The sequence below is a fragment of the Streptomyces yongxingensis genome (assembly GCF_055597465.1).
Genome location: NZ_CM145717.1, coordinates 3,413,242 through 3,427,618, shown reverse-complemented (window position 1 = coordinate 3,427,618; position 14,377 = coordinate 3,413,242). Strand labels below are relative to the sequence as shown.

The 14,377-nt window shown below is 72.7% G+C and carries 12 protein-coding genes; 9 read left to right on the top strand and 3 right to left on the bottom strand.

Going from position 1 to position 14,377, the window contains the following annotated elements:
- Nucleotides 1-25: 25 nt before the first annotated feature.
- Entirely contained in the window at nucleotides 26-1,756 is a 1,731-nt protein-coding gene (locus ACZ6TD_RS14310; protein WP_471354098.1) for a fatty acyl-AMP ligase, read from the top strand.
- Nucleotides 1,753-2,742, top strand: a complete 990-nt coding sequence (locus ACZ6TD_RS14305; RefSeq protein WP_471354096.1) for a beta-ketoacyl-ACP synthase 3 — start codon at nucleotides 1,753-1,755, stop codon at nucleotides 2,740-2,742. The genes ACZ6TD_RS14310 and ACZ6TD_RS14305 overlap by 4 nt, the downstream gene beginning before the upstream one ends.
- On the opposite strand, the gene ACZ6TD_RS14300 is transcribed toward ACZ6TD_RS14305, so the two are convergent.
- A complete protein-coding gene (locus tag ACZ6TD_RS14300; protein WP_471354094.1) occupies nucleotides 2,729-3,283 on the bottom strand; it encodes a DUF3995 domain-containing protein in 555 nt (184 codons plus the stop codon). The genes ACZ6TD_RS14305 and ACZ6TD_RS14300 overlap by 14 nt on opposite strands.
- A gap of 3 nt (nucleotides 3,284-3,286) precedes the next feature.
- On the bottom strand, nucleotides 3,287-4,537 hold the full coding sequence (locus ACZ6TD_RS14295) for a macrolide family glycosyltransferase (RefSeq protein WP_471354092.1): 1,251 nt from the start codon (nucleotides 4,535-4,537) through the stop codon (nucleotides 3,287-3,289).
- A gap of 335 nt (nucleotides 4,538-4,872) precedes the next feature.
- Here ACZ6TD_RS14295 and ACZ6TD_RS14290 point away from each other — a divergent pair, with 335 nt between their 5' ends.
- Entirely contained in the window at nucleotides 4,873-6,528 is a 1,656-nt protein-coding gene (locus ACZ6TD_RS14290) for a bifunctional UDP-N-acetylglucosamine diphosphorylase/glucosamine-1-phosphate N-acetyltransferase GlmU (RefSeq protein ID WP_471354090.1), read from the top strand.
- The gene (locus ACZ6TD_RS14285; protein WP_471354089.1) at nucleotides 6,528-7,295 is read left to right on the top strand and encodes a PIG-L deacetylase family protein; all 768 of its coding nucleotides are present in this window, start codon (nucleotides 6,528-6,530) and stop codon (nucleotides 7,293-7,295) included. The genes ACZ6TD_RS14290 and ACZ6TD_RS14285 overlap by 1 nt, the downstream gene beginning before the upstream one ends.
- Nucleotides 7,296-7,387: 92 nt before the next feature.
- Here the strand turns inward: ACZ6TD_RS14285 and ACZ6TD_RS14280 are convergent, their stop codons facing one another.
- Nucleotides 7,388-9,553, bottom strand: a complete 2,166-nt coding sequence (locus tag ACZ6TD_RS14280; RefSeq protein WP_471354087.1) for an MMPL family transporter — start codon at nucleotides 9,551-9,553, stop codon at nucleotides 7,388-7,390.
- 554 nt (nucleotides 9,554-10,107) lie between these two features.
- Here ACZ6TD_RS14280 and ACZ6TD_RS14275 point away from each other — a divergent pair.
- The 5 genes from ACZ6TD_RS14275 (at nucleotide 10,108) to mmuM (ending at nucleotide 14,367) form a co-directional block, all read left to right on the top strand.
- Nucleotides 10,108-11,265: an AAA family ATPase gene (locus ACZ6TD_RS14275; protein ID WP_275560888.1), complete on the top strand. Its 1,158-nt coding sequence runs from the start codon at nucleotides 10,108-10,110 to the stop codon at nucleotides 11,263-11,265.
- Complete coding sequence (locus ACZ6TD_RS14270; RefSeq protein WP_471354085.1) at nucleotides 11,249-11,611, top strand: nucleotide pyrophosphohydrolase; 363 nt, start codon at nucleotides 11,249-11,251, stop codon at nucleotides 11,609-11,611. Before ACZ6TD_RS14275 ends, ACZ6TD_RS14270 begins: the two co-directional genes overlap by 17 nt.
- A 363-nt stretch (nucleotides 11,612-11,974) precedes the next feature.
- A complete protein-coding gene (locus tag ACZ6TD_RS14265; RefSeq protein WP_079259275.1) occupies nucleotides 11,975-12,460 on the top strand; it encodes a DUF6099 family protein in 486 nt (161 codons plus the stop codon).
- Between the two features lie 18 nt (nucleotides 12,461-12,478).
- On the top strand, nucleotides 12,479-13,402 hold the full coding sequence (locus ACZ6TD_RS14260) for an LLM class F420-dependent oxidoreductase (protein WP_471354083.1): 924 nt from the start codon (nucleotides 12,479-12,481) through the stop codon (nucleotides 13,400-13,402).
- A gap of 23 nt (nucleotides 13,403-13,425) precedes the next feature.
- On the top strand, nucleotides 13,426-14,367 hold the full coding sequence (gene mmuM / locus ACZ6TD_RS14255) for a homocysteine S-methyltransferase (protein WP_471354081.1): 942 nt from the start codon (nucleotides 13,426-13,428) through the stop codon (nucleotides 14,365-14,367).
- Nucleotides 14,368-14,377: the final 10 nt, after the last annotated feature.

Genomic DNA, 14,377 nt, shown 5'->3' with positions numbered 1-14,377 from the left:
CCATCCACCGCTGAAAAGGATGGACATGACTTCTGTCGGCCATGACCCCGAAAAGCTGATGTCCCTGCCGGCCCTGCTCGCCCGGCGCGCCGCCGAGAACCCGGACGACCTCGCCTACTGCTGTCTCCGCAACGGCGAGGACCCGGACGACCGGGTCACCTACGCGGAACTCCTGCGCCAGACCCTGGCCCGCGCGGCCGAACTCCGCCGCCGGGACAGCCGCGGCCGCAGCGCCGTGCTGCTGTACCCCACCGGCCTCGAATTCGTCCGCGCCTGGCTCGGATGCGCCGCCGCCGGGGTCATGGGAGCGCCCGTGCAGGTGCCCAGGAACAGCCAGGCGCTGCGCCGGCTGCGCTCCGTGGCCGACGACTCGGGCACCACCCTGGTCCTCACCACCGCCGAGACCCGCGACCTGCTGCTGGCCGACTTCCCCGACGCCCCCGACCTGCGCGGCCTGGAACTGCTGGCCACCGACGAATGGCCCGAGACGGCGCCCGCGGGGGAGCCCCTGCCCGCCGCCGGACTCGACGACGTGGCGCTGCTCCAGTACACCTCCGGCTCCACCGGCACGCCCAAGGGCGTGATGGTCACCCACCGCAACTTCTGGCACAACGCCGCCGAGACCGACGCCCTGTGGCCGGCCGAGGGCGGCACCGTGGTCTCCTGGCTCCCGCTCTTCCACGACATGGGGCTGCTGTTCGGCGTCGTCCTGCCGCTGTGGGCCGGGATCCCCTCCTACCTCATGGGCCCCGAGGCGTTCGTACGCCGCCCGGCCCGCTGGCTGGAGGCCCTCTCCCGGTTCGGCGGCACCCACGCCGCCGCCCCCAACTTCGCCTACGACCTGTGCGTACGCGAGGCACGCCCCGCGCCGGGCACCGACCTCTCCGCCTGGCGGGCGGCCGTCAACGGCGCCGAGCCCGTCCGGCTCCACACCATCCGGGCGTTCACCGAGGCGTTCACCCCCTACGGCCTGGACCCCCGGGCGGTCTCGCCGGGCTACGGACTCGCCGAACACACCCTCAAGATCAGCGGCAGCGGCCCCGGCGAACTCCCGCGCGCCCTCACCCTGTCGCCCACCGACCTCGGCCAGGGACGGGTCACGGAGACCACGGACACCGACGCGATCCCCGTGGTGAGCTGCGGCCGCACCATCGGCGCCACCCGCGTGCGCATCGTGGACCCCGCCACCCGCCGTGCGGCCGACCCCGACCGGGTGGGCGAGATCTGGGCCACCGGCCCCTGCGTGGCCGCCGGTTACGCGGGCCGCGAGCGGGAGAGCGAGGAGACCTTCCGGGCCCGGATCGCCGACGACGCCGACACCGGGGCGTACCTGCGCACCGGCGACATCGGCTTCGTCCGCGACGGCGAGCTCTACGTCACCGGACGGCTCAAGGACCTCCTCGTGGTCAAGGGCCGCAACCACTACCCGCAGGACCTGGAGTACTCCGCCGAGCGCAGCCACCCCGCGCTGCGCCCCGCCTCCGCGGCCGCCTTCGCGGTGGACCGGGGGGACCGGGAGGCTCTGGTGGTGGTGATCGAGGCGGACGGCCGGGCGCTGCGCGCGGCCGGCCACGACGTGCTGGTCAGCGCCGTGCGCGAGCGGGTGCGCAGCGACCACCGGCTCGAGGCCGAGGACGTCGTCGTCATCCGCCGCGGCACCCTGCCCAAGACCACGAGCGGCAAGGTGCGCCGGGGCGCCTGCCGCCAGAGTTACGTGGACGGCACCCTGGTACGGGTCGGCGGAGGCCCGGCATGACCGGACGTCAGGGCGAGGCGGGCGCGCGCATTCTGGGCCTCGGCGGCTACCGTCCCGCCCGCACCGTGCCCAACGCGGAGCTGTGCGCGCGCCTGGACTCCTCCGACACCTGGATACGGCGCCGGTCGGGCATCGTCAGCCGGCGCTACGCCGGGCCCGACGAGACGGTGATCACCATGGCCGCGCACGCCGGGGGCAAGGCCCTGGCCGACGCGGGCGTGGCCCCCGCCGACGTGGACACCGTGCTGCTCGCCTCGATGTCCTACCTGTACCAGTCCCCGGCGGCGGCACCCCAGGTGGCCGCGGCCCTCGGCGCGCGGTCCGCCGCCGCCTTCGATGTGCATGTCGCCTGCGCGGGCTTCTGCTACGCCCTCGCCGTGGCGGACGGGCTCATCCGCGCGGGCACCTCCCGCCGGGTGCTGGTGATCGGCTCCGAGCGGATGACCGACATCGTGGACCCGTACGACCGGGGCGCCGCCTTCCTCTTCGCGGACGGCGCGGGCGCGGTGCTGGTCGGCCCGGCCGCCGAACCCGGGATCCACTCCGTGGCCTGGGGGTCCGACGGGGAGCAGCACGGCCTCATCGCCCACCGGGAGCCCTGGACCACCGCCCGCGACGCGGACCGGCCCTGGCCGTACATGCGGATGGCCGGATCCGAGGTGTTCCGCTGGGCGATCAGGGAGGTGCCGCGCACGGCCGCCGCCGCCCTGAGACAGGCGGGGGTCACGGCGGACCAGCTTGCCGCCTTCGTTCCGCACCAGGCGAACCTGCGCATCACCGAGGCGGTGGCCAAGGCCCTGGACCTGCCGCCGCACGTCGTGGTCGCCGACGACATCACCTCCGCGGGCAACACCTCCGCCGCGTCCGTCCCGCTCGCCATGGAGGCCCTCAGGGACCGCGGGGCGCTGCCCTCGGGGGGACTGGCCCTGCTGGCGGGGTTCGGCGCCGGGCTCGCGCACGCCGCGCTGGTGGTCACTCTGCCGTGACGGGCCGCCCGGGCCGGGCCCTCCGGCCCAGCCGGAGGGCGGTCAGGCCGTACAGGATCCCGCCGAGCACGAAGTAGGCGTCGATACAGACCCCGGACCAGATGGTGTACGCCGACGGGTGCGCGTCGCCGGTGATCTGCTCGTACGTCAGGCCGGTCAGGCCGTGCCGAGCCAGGCCGGTGCCGCGCAGCGCCGTGTCCAGCAGCCCGGCGCCCCCGCGCACCGCCACCAGCGCGGCGCCGGTCCACAGGCAGAACAGCGCCGCCCACCGGGGGAGCCGCCGCCCCCACGGCCGGGTCAGCGCCAGCGGCAGCACGATGCCCACCGCGAACATGCCGGTGATGACCGCGCCCTGGATCCGGTCGCTGGTGCTGGTGGCCTCCGGCACCACCTCGGGCGCGTCGCCGAGCCCGAACCGGCCCCCGGCGAACCAGTACGCATGCATCGCGGTGAAGACCACCGCCCAGACGAAGGCGGCCAGGGCGGCCCGGCGCACCTCCCGCGCCGGCCCCGCCCCGGCGGCCGTCCCCGATGCGGACACGCGTCAGGCCCGTGCGCGCCGTAGCACGCCCTCGATCGCGTCGGCCGCCGCGGGGGCGCCGCCCTCCGCGAGGATCTCGGCGCGCAGCTCCGCCAGCCGCCGGGCCACCTCGGGGTCGGCGGACACCCGCTCCACCGCCTCCCGCAGCTCCTCGCCGGTGACGCCTTCGAAGGGCGTCCGCACGCCGATGCCCAGCCCGTCGATCACCCGGGCGTTCTCCATCTGGTCGAACCCCATGGGCACGGCCACCATGGGAACCCCGTACTGGATCGCCTCCATGGTGGAACCCATACCCGCGTGGGTGATGAACACCGCCGCCTCGGCCAGCACCTGGAGCTGCGGCACATCGGGGATGACCTCGATGTGCGGGGGCAGCGGCCCGAAGTCCGCCGGGTCCAGATGCCTGCCGATCGACATCACCACATGCCACGGCCCGTCGGCGAACGCCTCCGCGCACTCGAAGAAGATCCGCTGCACCTCGGGCACCTCGGGCGCGACCGAGCCGAAGGCGATCAGCAGCACCGGACGGCCGTCCGTGGGCGGCTTCCAGGGAGCCCGGTGGTCCTGGCCGCGCGCCACGGGGCCCACGAAGGTGTAGGCGTCGCCGAGTTCGTCCGCGTCGGCCTGGAACGCCCGCGGGATGGTGACCACATAGTGGTCGGCCCAGCCGACGTAGAGGAACTCCTCGATGGTCAGGTCCATCCCGCCCTCGTCCAGGAAGTGCTGGAACTCCTTCCGGTAGGCCAGCCACGCCGGGTCGTCCGCCACCGTGGCGTAGAACGGCGCCAGGTCCCGCTCGTAGGTGTTGCTGGACACCCTGGTCGGGGAGAGCCGCACCGCCGGGACGCCCCAGCGCTTGGCCAGGATCTGGGCCGACAGCGCGGCGTAGTCGTAGAGGACCAGGTCGGGGCGGTCGTCCTCGAACGCGGCGAGCTGCTGCGGCAGCACCGCGACCGCCTCCCGCAGGAAGAGCGAGGACATCGCGACCACATCGGTGATGGGGAACCGCTCACCGCGGCTCGCGTCCGGGAAGGTCGTCGTGTAGAGGACCGGCTCGGCCCCGGTGGCCCGCACCGCCTCGGCGTGCCCCTTGTCGATGGAGAAGCTGACCCGGTGGCCCCGCTCGACCAATTCCGCGCAGAGCCCGAGATTCGGATTCACATGACCGTCCGCCGGGATGTTGAACATCGCGATGTGCAGCGGTCGCGCATTCTCCGGAATTCCCTCCGGAAGGCCCGGACGAGAGACGCTCACGGATAACTCCTCTTCCGCCATCCGGACGCCTCAGATGGCCGGTTGACGTCATGTGGTGAATTCGATGCTAGGAAGGCCGGGCGGAGCGGTCGAGCGCGCAGTCAGCTTCCTGCCAAGGGTCCTGGGCATCCCTTGCGGGCCTGTCTGCTTCGCCCTTGTCTGAGACCTGCGTCACGCTGTCCGAAATGCAGTCCGGGCGGCCTGATCCACCTCAGGAGGGGCTGATTGAGATGATTTCCCAGAAGATACTCGATAGTAGAAGCGAATGGCGTTCCGGGCCGGGGGGCGACCCGGAACGGCGGGCCCGGGACGAGCACGCCCGGGAGCTGGCCGCCGTGGTGCTCGCCGCGGGGCACGGGGAGCGCATGGGCCCCGGCCCCCAGAAGGTGCTGCGCGAGGTCGGCGGCCGGGCCATGCTCGGCCATGTCCTCGACGCCGTGGCCGAACTCGCGCCGCGGCGCACGGTCGTGGTCACCGGACACCAGCGCGCGGACGTCGAGGCGTACCTCGCCGCCCATTTCGCCGACGCCGCGCCCGCGCCGGAGACCGCCGTCCAGGAGCACCAGGGCGGCTACGGCCACGCCCTGCTCGCCGCCGTGCACCGGCTCCCGGACTTCACCGGGACCATCCTGGTCAGCTGCGGGGACGCGCCACTGCTCACCGGCGACACCCTGGCCCGGCTGGTGGCCGAGCACGAGAAGGCGGGCAATGCCATGACCCTGCTGTCCGGCCACCTGCCGGACTCGGTCGGCTACAGCCTGGTGCTGCGGTCCGAGGTGGGCGAGTACGAGGCCCTGCTGCCGCCGGACCGGGGCGACCGCCGCGAGCCCGGCGACAGTCCCGTCGGCGGCCGGCTGCGCGAAGTGGGCGCCGGGGTCTACGCGTTCGACGCCACCGCCCTGCGCGCCGCCTTCGACGACCTGCTGGCGAGCGGGCGCACCACCGGCGAGTACCTGGCCACCGTGCTCGACCACTTCACCGCGCACGACCTGCGCATCGGCATCACGGTCGCGGAGGACCCGGACGACATCCTGGGCGCCAACGACCAGGTCCAGCTGGCCCGGGTGCGGGCCGTTCTGCGCGACCGGATCAACCGCTGGTGGCTGGCGGCCGGGGTCGACATCGCCGACCCGGGTACGGCCTGGATCGACGTCGGCGCCAGGCTGGCCGCCGGGGCGGTGGTGCTTCCCAACACCCGTGTCCTCGGCGCCAGTTCGGTGGCGTCCGGCGCGGTGATCGGCCCGGACACCGAGGTGCGGGACTCCGCCGTGGGCGAGGGGGCGCTGGTGGAGCGGTCCACCGTGACCGCCTCGGACCTCGGCGCTGGCGCCCGGGTGCGGGCCTACTCGACCGTGTTCAAGTCCCGGCTCGGGGCCGGTGCCGAGGTCACCAGCTCGGTGCTGGACCAGGCGGCCCTGGGCCCGTCGGCGCAGGTCGGTCCGTACGCGTATGTGCGCCCCGACACCCGGCTCGACAAGGGCGCCAAGGTCGGCACGTTCGTGGAGATCAAGAACTCCACGCTCGGCGCCGGGGCCAAGGTCCCGCATCTGTCGTACATCGGTGACGCGGACATCGGCGAGGGGAGCAACATCGGCGGCCTGTCCGGCTTCGCCAACTACGACGGCCGCAAGAAGTACCGCTCCGTCGTGGGCCGCAACGTCCGCATCGGCGGCCAGAACGGGCTCATCGCACCGGTCACCATCGGCGACGGGGTCTACTCGGGCGCCCGCGCGCTGATCGCCGAGGACGTCCCGCCGGGCGCGCTGGTCATCTCCGAGGGGTCCCTCAAACAACGCAACATCCCCGGCTGGGTGCAGAAGAACCGCCCCGGCTCCGCGTCGGCCATCGCCGCCGCCATGGCCCAGGGCGAGACCGGGGAGATGGAGACCGCCGACGGCGCCCGTCAGCAGGTCCCCCGTACCACCGGGGCGCCGGAGCCCACCGCCGGATACGAACCGTCCACCACCGATGACGAACGGTCCCCGTCCTGATGCCCTCCCACATCCTCGTCGTCTCCCCGCACCTGGACGACGCCGTGCTGTCCGCCGGCAGCCGGATCCACCACCTGGCCTCCGCGGGGGCCGAGGTCACGGTCCTCACCCTGTTCGCGGGCATCCCGCCGCTGCCGTACTCACCCATCGCCGAGTACTTCCACTACACCTGGGGCCTGGAGACCGAGCCGATGGAGCACCGGCGGGAGGAGGACCGCAAGGCCCTGGCCCGGCTGGGCGCCACCCCGCTCCACGGCGAGTTCCTCGACGCGGTCTACCGGCGGCGGCCCGACGGCACCTGGCTCATCGACGTCGACGGGCCGATGGTGCAGGGCAGCGAGGCCGCCGAACCCCGGCTCTGCGACCTGCTCGCGGCCGCCGTGGCCGTACTGGCCGAGCGGATCCAGCCCGAGGAGGTCCTGACCAGCGCGGCGGTCGGCAACCACATCGACCACCGGCGCACCCGTGACGCGGTGGTCACCGCGCTGGCCGGGAAGGTTCCGGTGCGGTGCTGGGAGGACCTGCCCTACGGACTGCGGGGCAGTGACATCCCCCCGCTCCCCGAGGGCCGCGCCCTGCTGGACCCGATGGCCGAGACCGCCGGGGAAGCCTCCTGGTCCGCCAAGTACGAGGCGATCGAGTGCTACCGCTCGCAGCACTCCATGCTCTGGCCGCCGGACGCGGACTTCCGGGACCTGTTCGACGCCCATGCGACGGGCCATGGCGGCGGGGCCCCGGCCGAGCTGTTCTGGCCGGTCGGCCCCTGATCCGCCCGAGCCCCCGTCCCCCCACCGGTGGCCCTCCGCGACGATGCCGCGAAGGGCCACCGCGGCGTTTCGGCGGCCGCGTAAGCCGCGGATCACACCCGTACGGTCGCCGCGGTGTCGGGCTCCTCGGCCCGCCCCGGACCGGAGTCACCGGAGGCGTGGGGGGAGTCGAAGCGGTGGTTGGGCCACCACGCCTTGGAGCCGAGCATCGCGGTCACCGTCGGCACCAGCAGCAGCGCCATGATGAACGCGGTGAGCAGGATGCCGAAGGCGACGGCGAAGCCCATCTGCTGGAGCATGGTGTTGCTGGCCAGCATCAGCACACCGAAGGTGCCCGCGAGGATGATGGCGGCCGAACCGATCGTCGGCGCCGACTGGGCCACCGCGAGCCGGGCCGCCTCGGCCGGGGACTTGCCCTTCCCGACCTCCTCCCGCAATCGGGCCACCATCAGGATGTTGTAGTCCGTGCCGATCGCCACCACGAACAGATAGACCACGATCGGCAGCATGAAGAGCAGGCCGTGCTCGCCCCTGATGTCCTGGAACAGCCAGACCGTCGAGCCCAGGGTCGCGGCGAAGCCGAGGCCCACGGCGAGCATCAGGTACAGCGGCGCCACCACGCTGCGCAGCAGCAGGCCGAGGATCACCATGATGGCCACGCCCGCGACCGGGAACACCAGCCGGTAGTCGTGGTTGACCGCGTCCTCGATGTCGGCCAGCACCGCGGTCGTCCCGCCCACCAGGGCCTCGGTGCCCTGCGGCGCGGAGTCGTGCGCGGTGTCCCGCAGCTCCCCGGCCACCAGCGAGATGGCCTTCTCGGAGGCGGGCCGGTACTTCAGCACGACGCTGAACTGGGCCACGTCACCCTTGGGGTTGGGCACGGCGGGGGAGACCTCGCCGACGCCCTCGACCCCCTCCAGCTTCTTCCGGAACCCGCTGAGCGCCGCGGCGTCCAGCTTGGCGCCGCCGTCGGACCGGACGTACACCAGGCTCGGGTCGGACTCACCCGCCGAGAAGCTCTTCTGGAGCTCCGCCATGGCCTGGACGGACTCCAGGTCCTTCGGCAGCGAGCTGTCGGTGTCGAACTCGGCCTTGAAGCCGAACGCGCCCACCGCGAGGGCCGCCAGCACACAGGCGGACACCGTGGCGATCAGGCCGGGACGGCGCGAGACCAGGGAGCCGGTGGCGCCCGCGAGCCGGTTGCGGGGGGCCTGCTTCCACGCCTTGGACGGCCAGAACGCCTTCGTTCCCAGCAGCGAGAACACCGCGGGCACCAGGGTGAGGGCCGCCACCAGGGTCACCGCGACGGAGATGGCCAGCGAGGGGCCCATGGCGCGCATGCTGCCCATCGTCGACAGCGTCAGGGCGAGGAACGCCACGATGACCGCGCCGGCCGCCGAAGCGATGGTCTCGCCGACCCGGGAGACCGCGTTGACCAGGGCCTCCTTGGGTTCCTGGCCCTGGCGGAGGTGTTCGCGGTAGCGGAACAGCAGGAACAGCATGTAGTCCGTGCCGACGCCGAACAGCACCACGATCAGGATCGCGGAGACTCCGCTGTCGGCCTCGAGCCCGAACCAGTCGCTGGCGGTGGCGATCAGGCCCTGGGCCATGATGAACATGACCAGGATCATCAGCACGGGCATCAGCGCGATGAGCGGACTGCGGAAGATGGCGCCGAGCAGCACGATGATCAGGACCAGGGTGGCCATCATGATCATGGCGTCGGTGTCACCCTCGGACTCGGTGGCATCGAGACCCGAGGCCGCGGGACCGGTCACATCGACCTTCAGCGAGGTGCCCTTCAGCAGCTTGTCGCGGTCCGCGCGCAGATCCTTGATCGACTGCTGGGTGTCCTCGTCGTAGAGGTCCTTCTTGGTCGAGTAGATGTTGGCCAGCGCCATCTTGCCGTCCTTGGAGACGGCCTCGGGCGTGGTCAGCACGGACTTGAAGGTCTTGTACTTCTTGTCCTGGAACCCCTTGGTCGCCTTGATGACGGCGGCCTTGTCGGCCTCGGAGAGCTTGCCCCCGTCCGGCCGCTGGTAGACCAGGATGGCGGCCGCGCTCTCCTGCTGCGGGAACGCGTGCTCCTGGATCTTGGACACCCGCACCGATTCGTAGTGCGACGGGAGGAAGTCGGCCTGGTCGGTGCTGGACTTCAGCGGTGGGGCAAGGATGGCCAGGCCGATCGCCGCGATGACCCACATCGCGACGATCAGCCATGGACGGTTGACGGAGAACCGTCCTATTCGCCCGAACATGACGCTCCTTAGGGATTTAAGGTTCCAGTAAGAGGGCACGCTAGGACAGCCGTTCGGGCGGCACCACGTGTCCTCGTGGAAATCGGCCTGGGGGGTGAGGGCCGCTCCGCCAAAGGGTTTAGGGAAGCGGTCCGCGTCTCAGCATCCGTGCTGAGGGCGCGCATCGAGCCCCGGGCCGACGGCCACCGTCCGAGTTTCGGCGGCCGGGATGCGGGCGGGCCGTGAAGTGGGCGGGACTGACATGTAGTTGACAAAATTGGCGCGTCCGGCGGCTTCTCACGGGCGCGTTCCCTCCCGATCCGTCCGCTTCCTGACACCACACCCCATGCGCCTCGTCAGGGCGCCTTGCTGCGTCTCGTCGGGCCGCCCCGCTGCGTCTCGTCGGGCCGCCCCGCTACGCCTCGGCAGCGCGCCTCGCCACACCTCGCCAGGACTCAGCGCTGAACATCCGCCGTCCCTTGGTCATCATCAGCCACCGCGACTATCCCCCGATGGTAGGAAGATACGGAAGGAGTAACGGTTCAGCGGTATGTGCCACAGATATGTTCCGGAGCATGAGCGCATCCGGGCTGCTGCCCGCAAGGACCGAACTGCGGCCCATCGTGTCCGAGTTGAGGCTGTCGGCCTTCAAGAGCCACCGCCGTGCCGCGTTTCGGCTGGGACCGCTGACCTTGATCTCCGGTCCGAGCGGCAGCGGCAAGTCCGGGGTGCTGGAGGCGTACGCGGCGCTCGCGCGGCTCGCGGGCGGCGCCCGGCTCGCTGAGGTGTTCCGCGATCCGGCCGCGTACATCCCGCGCCGGGCGCGGCCGGACCGGCAGGGGCGGCGCGGCTTCCGCATCGGCTGCACCGTGGACGGCCCGGTCGGGCCGGTACGGCTCGATGTCGCCGTACAGGCCGAGCCCGAACTGCGCATCGTGGGCGAGCGGATGACGGGGGCGGGGGAGACCCTGCTGGAGACGGCGCTGCGCGACCCGGGGCGGCGCTGTGTCCAGGCCGCCTGGCACACGGCGGGCGCGGTCGCGGTGACCCGCGCCCCGCTGCCCGACGACCGGCTGGCGACCTCGCTGCTGCCGCTGCGGGTCGCGGGCACGACGGAGGGGCAGCGGCTCGCGCTGGCCGCCGCCGAGCAGGTGGTCATCGCGCTGCGCTCGGTCTTCCCCTGCGATCCGCGGCCGGACCGGATGCGGGCGCCGGCGCCGCCGAGGGACGGGCGGCTGCGCGGCGGCTGCGAGAACCTGGCGGCGGTGCTGCGGCGGACCAGCCGGGAGTGCGGTACGCGGCACGCGGCGCTGGTCGCGGCGGTCCGGGCGGGGTGCGCCGGGCCGGTCGAGGGGCTGGTCACGGAGGGGCGCGCGGACGGGGTGGTGCGGGCGCTGGTCGAGCAGGGGGAGCTCGGCGCGATGCCGGTGGAGCGCCTCGGCGACGGCGAGCTGCGGTATCTCGCGCTCGCGCTGGTGCTGCTGACCGGGCCCGGTGTGCTGGCCGTGGACCCGGCGGCCGATGTGCTCCCCGCGCGGCAGGTGCTGACCGTGCTGGCCGACGGTTTCGACCGGTGTCTGGACCGGCGGCAGGCGCGGGAGCTCCTGGGGGTGGCGGCCCGGATGTGCGCACGGGGGCACATCCGGCTCGTGGGGACGGTGGGGGACGTGACGGGGGCGGTCGGGGACGCCCCCGTCACGGTGGTAAACCTGGGGCGTGAGCGAGTCCCATGAGAGCGAGCGACGAACCGACGGCCTGGATGTGGCGGCGCTGCAGCGCAGGCTGGCCGCCTTCGCGGCGGCGCGCGACTGGCAGCAGTACCACACCCCCAAGAACCTCGCGGCGGCGCTGAGCGTCGAGGCGTCGGAGCTGGTGGAGATCTTCCAGTGGCTGACGCCCGAGCAGTCGGTCCGGGTGATGGAGGACGAGGGGAGGGCGGCCCGGGTCGAGGACGAGGTCGCCGATGTGCTGGCGTATCTGCTCCAGTTCTGCGAGGTGCTGGGGATCGACGCGCTCGCGGCGCTCTCGGCGAAGATCGACCGGAACGAGGTGCGGTTTCCGGTGAACGGGGCGCGCTGACGGCGTACGGGCGCTGAGCGCGTCCGGGGCTGACCGGCGTACGGGCGCTGACCGCGAAGCGGGGGCTGAGCGCGGCGCTGACGGGGGCCGGCCGCGAACGGGGGCTTTGCCGGTGAATGGGTGATCTCACGGTGAACGGGGGGCTATGGCGGTGAACGGGGGCTGTGGCGGTGAACCGTGATCTCCGGTTGACCCGCGGGGCTCCGACCCCTTGATCCGTCACTCTCCGTAGTGATGAAGTTATCCACACCGCAACTGTTGTCAACAGATTCCTGAATTCCCCTAGCTTTTCGGCCTGTTAGTTATCACTCTGGGTAGTGGAGGAGTGACGGGCTCGGAAGTCCGTTGAGAGGGGTGCGGGGAATGGACGCGATGCGGCTGATCGGTGTCACCCGGCACGCCCTGGCGAAGGCCGGGAGCGTGCACGACATCGTGGCCGAAGCCTGGCAGGTTCAAGCGCTGGCCGAAGCGGTCGGCGGATATTTCGTGGTGAGTGGCCCGGCGGCCGCGCGAGCGGAGGCGCGCGGTCTGTGCGAGGCGGGCGGGCGGGCCCGCGGCGCCCTGTTCCGCCCGGCGCTGCACCACCCCACGCTGCGCGGCGGCGGTTTACGGGCCGCCCAGCTCTCGGAGGTGCGCGATCCGAGGGGTGTGCTGCTGGCGCTGGGGGAGCTGCTGGCGGAGGCGGGCTTCGCGCTGGTCGGGGTCGCCTCCAATACCGAGGAGGAGGCGCTGTACTGGCAGTGCGTGGAGGCGATCGACGCGGCGGACGAGGCCCGGGACCGGGTGCACGGCATGCTCAGGCACCTCACCTTCCGCGAGTGGGGTGGGGAGTGGGGTGGTGCCGCGTGACGAGGCAGGATGGGTGCCATGGATCTTCGCATTTTCACCGAGCCCCAGCAGGGGGCGACCTACGACACGCTGCTCACCGTCGCCAAGGCCACCGAGGACCTCGGATTCGACGCCTTCTTCCGGTCCGACCACTACCTCCACATGGGAGACGTGGACGGTCTCCCTGGCCCCACCGACGCCTGGATCACCCTGGCCGGGCTGGCCCGCGAGACGCGGCGGATCCGGCTGGGCACCCTGATGACCGCCGCCACCTTCCGGCTGCCCGGTGTGCTGGCGATCCAGGTCGCGCAGGTCGACCAGATGTCGGGTGGACGAGTCGAGCTGGGCCTGGGCGCGGGCTGGTTCGAGGAGGAGCACCGGGCCTATGGGATCCCCTTCCCCAAGGAGAAGTTCGCCCGGCTGGAGGAGCAGCTGGCCATCGTCACCGGGCTGTGGCAGACCCCGGTCGGCGAGACCTTCGGCCATGACGGTGCCCACTACCAGCTGGTGGACTCCCCGGGGCTGCCCAAGCCCGCGCAGAGCAAGGTGCCGGTGCTGATCGGCGGCCAGGGGGCCACCCGCACCCCGCGGCTGGCCGCGCGGTACGCGGACGAGTTCAATATGCCGTTCGCCTCGCCCGAGGACAGTGAGCGCCAGTTCGGCCGGGTGCGGGAGGCGGCGGAGGCCGCCGGCCGCAAGGGCGACGACCTGGTGTACTCCACCGCGCTCGTGGTGTGCGTGGGCAAGGACGACGCCGAGGTCGCCCGGCGGGCCGCGGCGATCGGCCGGGAGGTCGAGGAGCTGAAGCGGAACGGCCTGGCGGGCTCCCCTGCCGAGGTCGTCGAGAAGATCGGCCGCTACGCGGAGGCGGGCGCCTCCCGGCTCTACCTCCAGATGCTGGACCTGACCGACCTCGACCACCTGGAGCTGATTTCCTCGCAGGTCCAGGCCCAGCTGGGCTGAGCGCACCACCAGGAGCACCCGTGATGTCCGTAACCCCCACCTCCCTGGCCGCCGCGCTGGAGCGCGGACCGCTCGTCCTCGACGGCGGTCTTTCCAACCAGTTGGAGGCACAGGGCTGCGATCTCTCCGACGAGCTGTGGTCGGCCCGGCTGCTGGCCGACGACCCGGGACAGCTCGAGGCGGCCCACACCGCCTACGCCCGGGCGGGCGCACAGGTGCTCATCACCGCCAGCTATCAGGCCACCTACGAGGGCTTCGCCCACCGGGGCGTGGGCCACGAGGAGGCCACGGCGCTGCTGCGGCGCAGTGTCGAGCTGGCGCGCACGGGGGCCGAACGGGCGGCCGCCGAGCGGACGGCCGCGGGCGAGCGGGGCGCGGAGCCGGTGTGGGTCGCCGCCTCCGTCGGCCCGTACGGGGCGATGCTGGCGGACGGCAGCGAGTACCGCGGGCGGTACGGGCTGAGCGTGGCCGAGCTGGCGCGGTTCCACCGGCCGAGGATCGAGGCGCTGGCCGCGGCCGGTCCCGACGCGCTGGCGCTGGAGACGGTGCCGGACGCCGATGAGGCCGCGGCGCTGCTGAGCGCCGTCGAGGGATGCGGGGTGCCGGTATGGCTCTCCTACAGCATCGCGGGGCGGACCACCCGGGCCGGGCAGCCGCTGAGGGACGCGTTCGCCCTGGCCGCGGGGGTCGACCAGGTGATCGCCATCGGCGTCAACTGCTGTGAGCCGGGCGACGCGGACCGGGCCGTGGAGATCGCGGCCGACACCACCGGCAAGCCGGTGGTGGTGTATCCGAACAGCGGAGAGGAGTGGGATGCCACGGCACGGAGCTGGCGCGGCCGGGCGACCTTCGACCCGGGGCGGGTGAAGGCATGGCGGGACGCGGGGGCACGGCTCATCGGCGGCTGCTGCCGGGTGGGCCCGGAGCGGATCGCGGAGCTGGCGGCCGCGGTGAGAAACCATTAGGTGAGGGAGG

What these genes read in the sequence shown, in the direction of transcription:
- ACZ6TD_RS14260 (WP_471354083.1), top strand. Translation starts at nt 12,479, where the DNA reads ATGGATCTTCGCATTTTCACCGAGCCCCAGCAGGGGGCGACCTACGAC.
- ACZ6TD_RS14305 (WP_471354096.1), top strand. Translation starts at nt 1,753, where the DNA reads ATGACCGGACGTCAGGGCGAGGCGGGCGCGCGCATTCTGGGCCTCGGC.
- ACZ6TD_RS14275 (WP_275560888.1), top strand. Translation starts at nt 10,108, where the DNA reads ATGAGCGCATCCGGGCTGCTGCCCGCAAGGACCGAACTGCGGCCCATC.
- ACZ6TD_RS14280 (WP_471354087.1), bottom strand. Translation starts at nt 9,553, where the DNA reads ATGTTCGGGCGAATAGGACGGTTCTCCGTCAACCGTCCATGGCTGATC.
- mmuM (WP_471354081.1), top strand. Translation starts at nt 13,426, where the DNA reads ATGTCCGTAACCCCCACCTCCCTGGCCGCCGCGCTGGAGCGCGGACCG.
- ACZ6TD_RS14265 (WP_079259275.1), top strand. Translation starts at nt 11,975, where the DNA reads ATGGACGCGATGCGGCTGATCGGTGTCACCCGGCACGCCCTGGCGAAG.
- ACZ6TD_RS14310 (WP_471354098.1), top strand. Translation starts at nt 26, where the DNA reads ATGACTTCTGTCGGCCATGACCCCGAAAAGCTGATGTCCCTGCCGGCC.
- ACZ6TD_RS14285 (WP_471354089.1), top strand. Translation starts at nt 6,528, where the DNA reads ATGCCCTCCCACATCCTCGTCGTCTCCCCGCACCTGGACGACGCCGTG.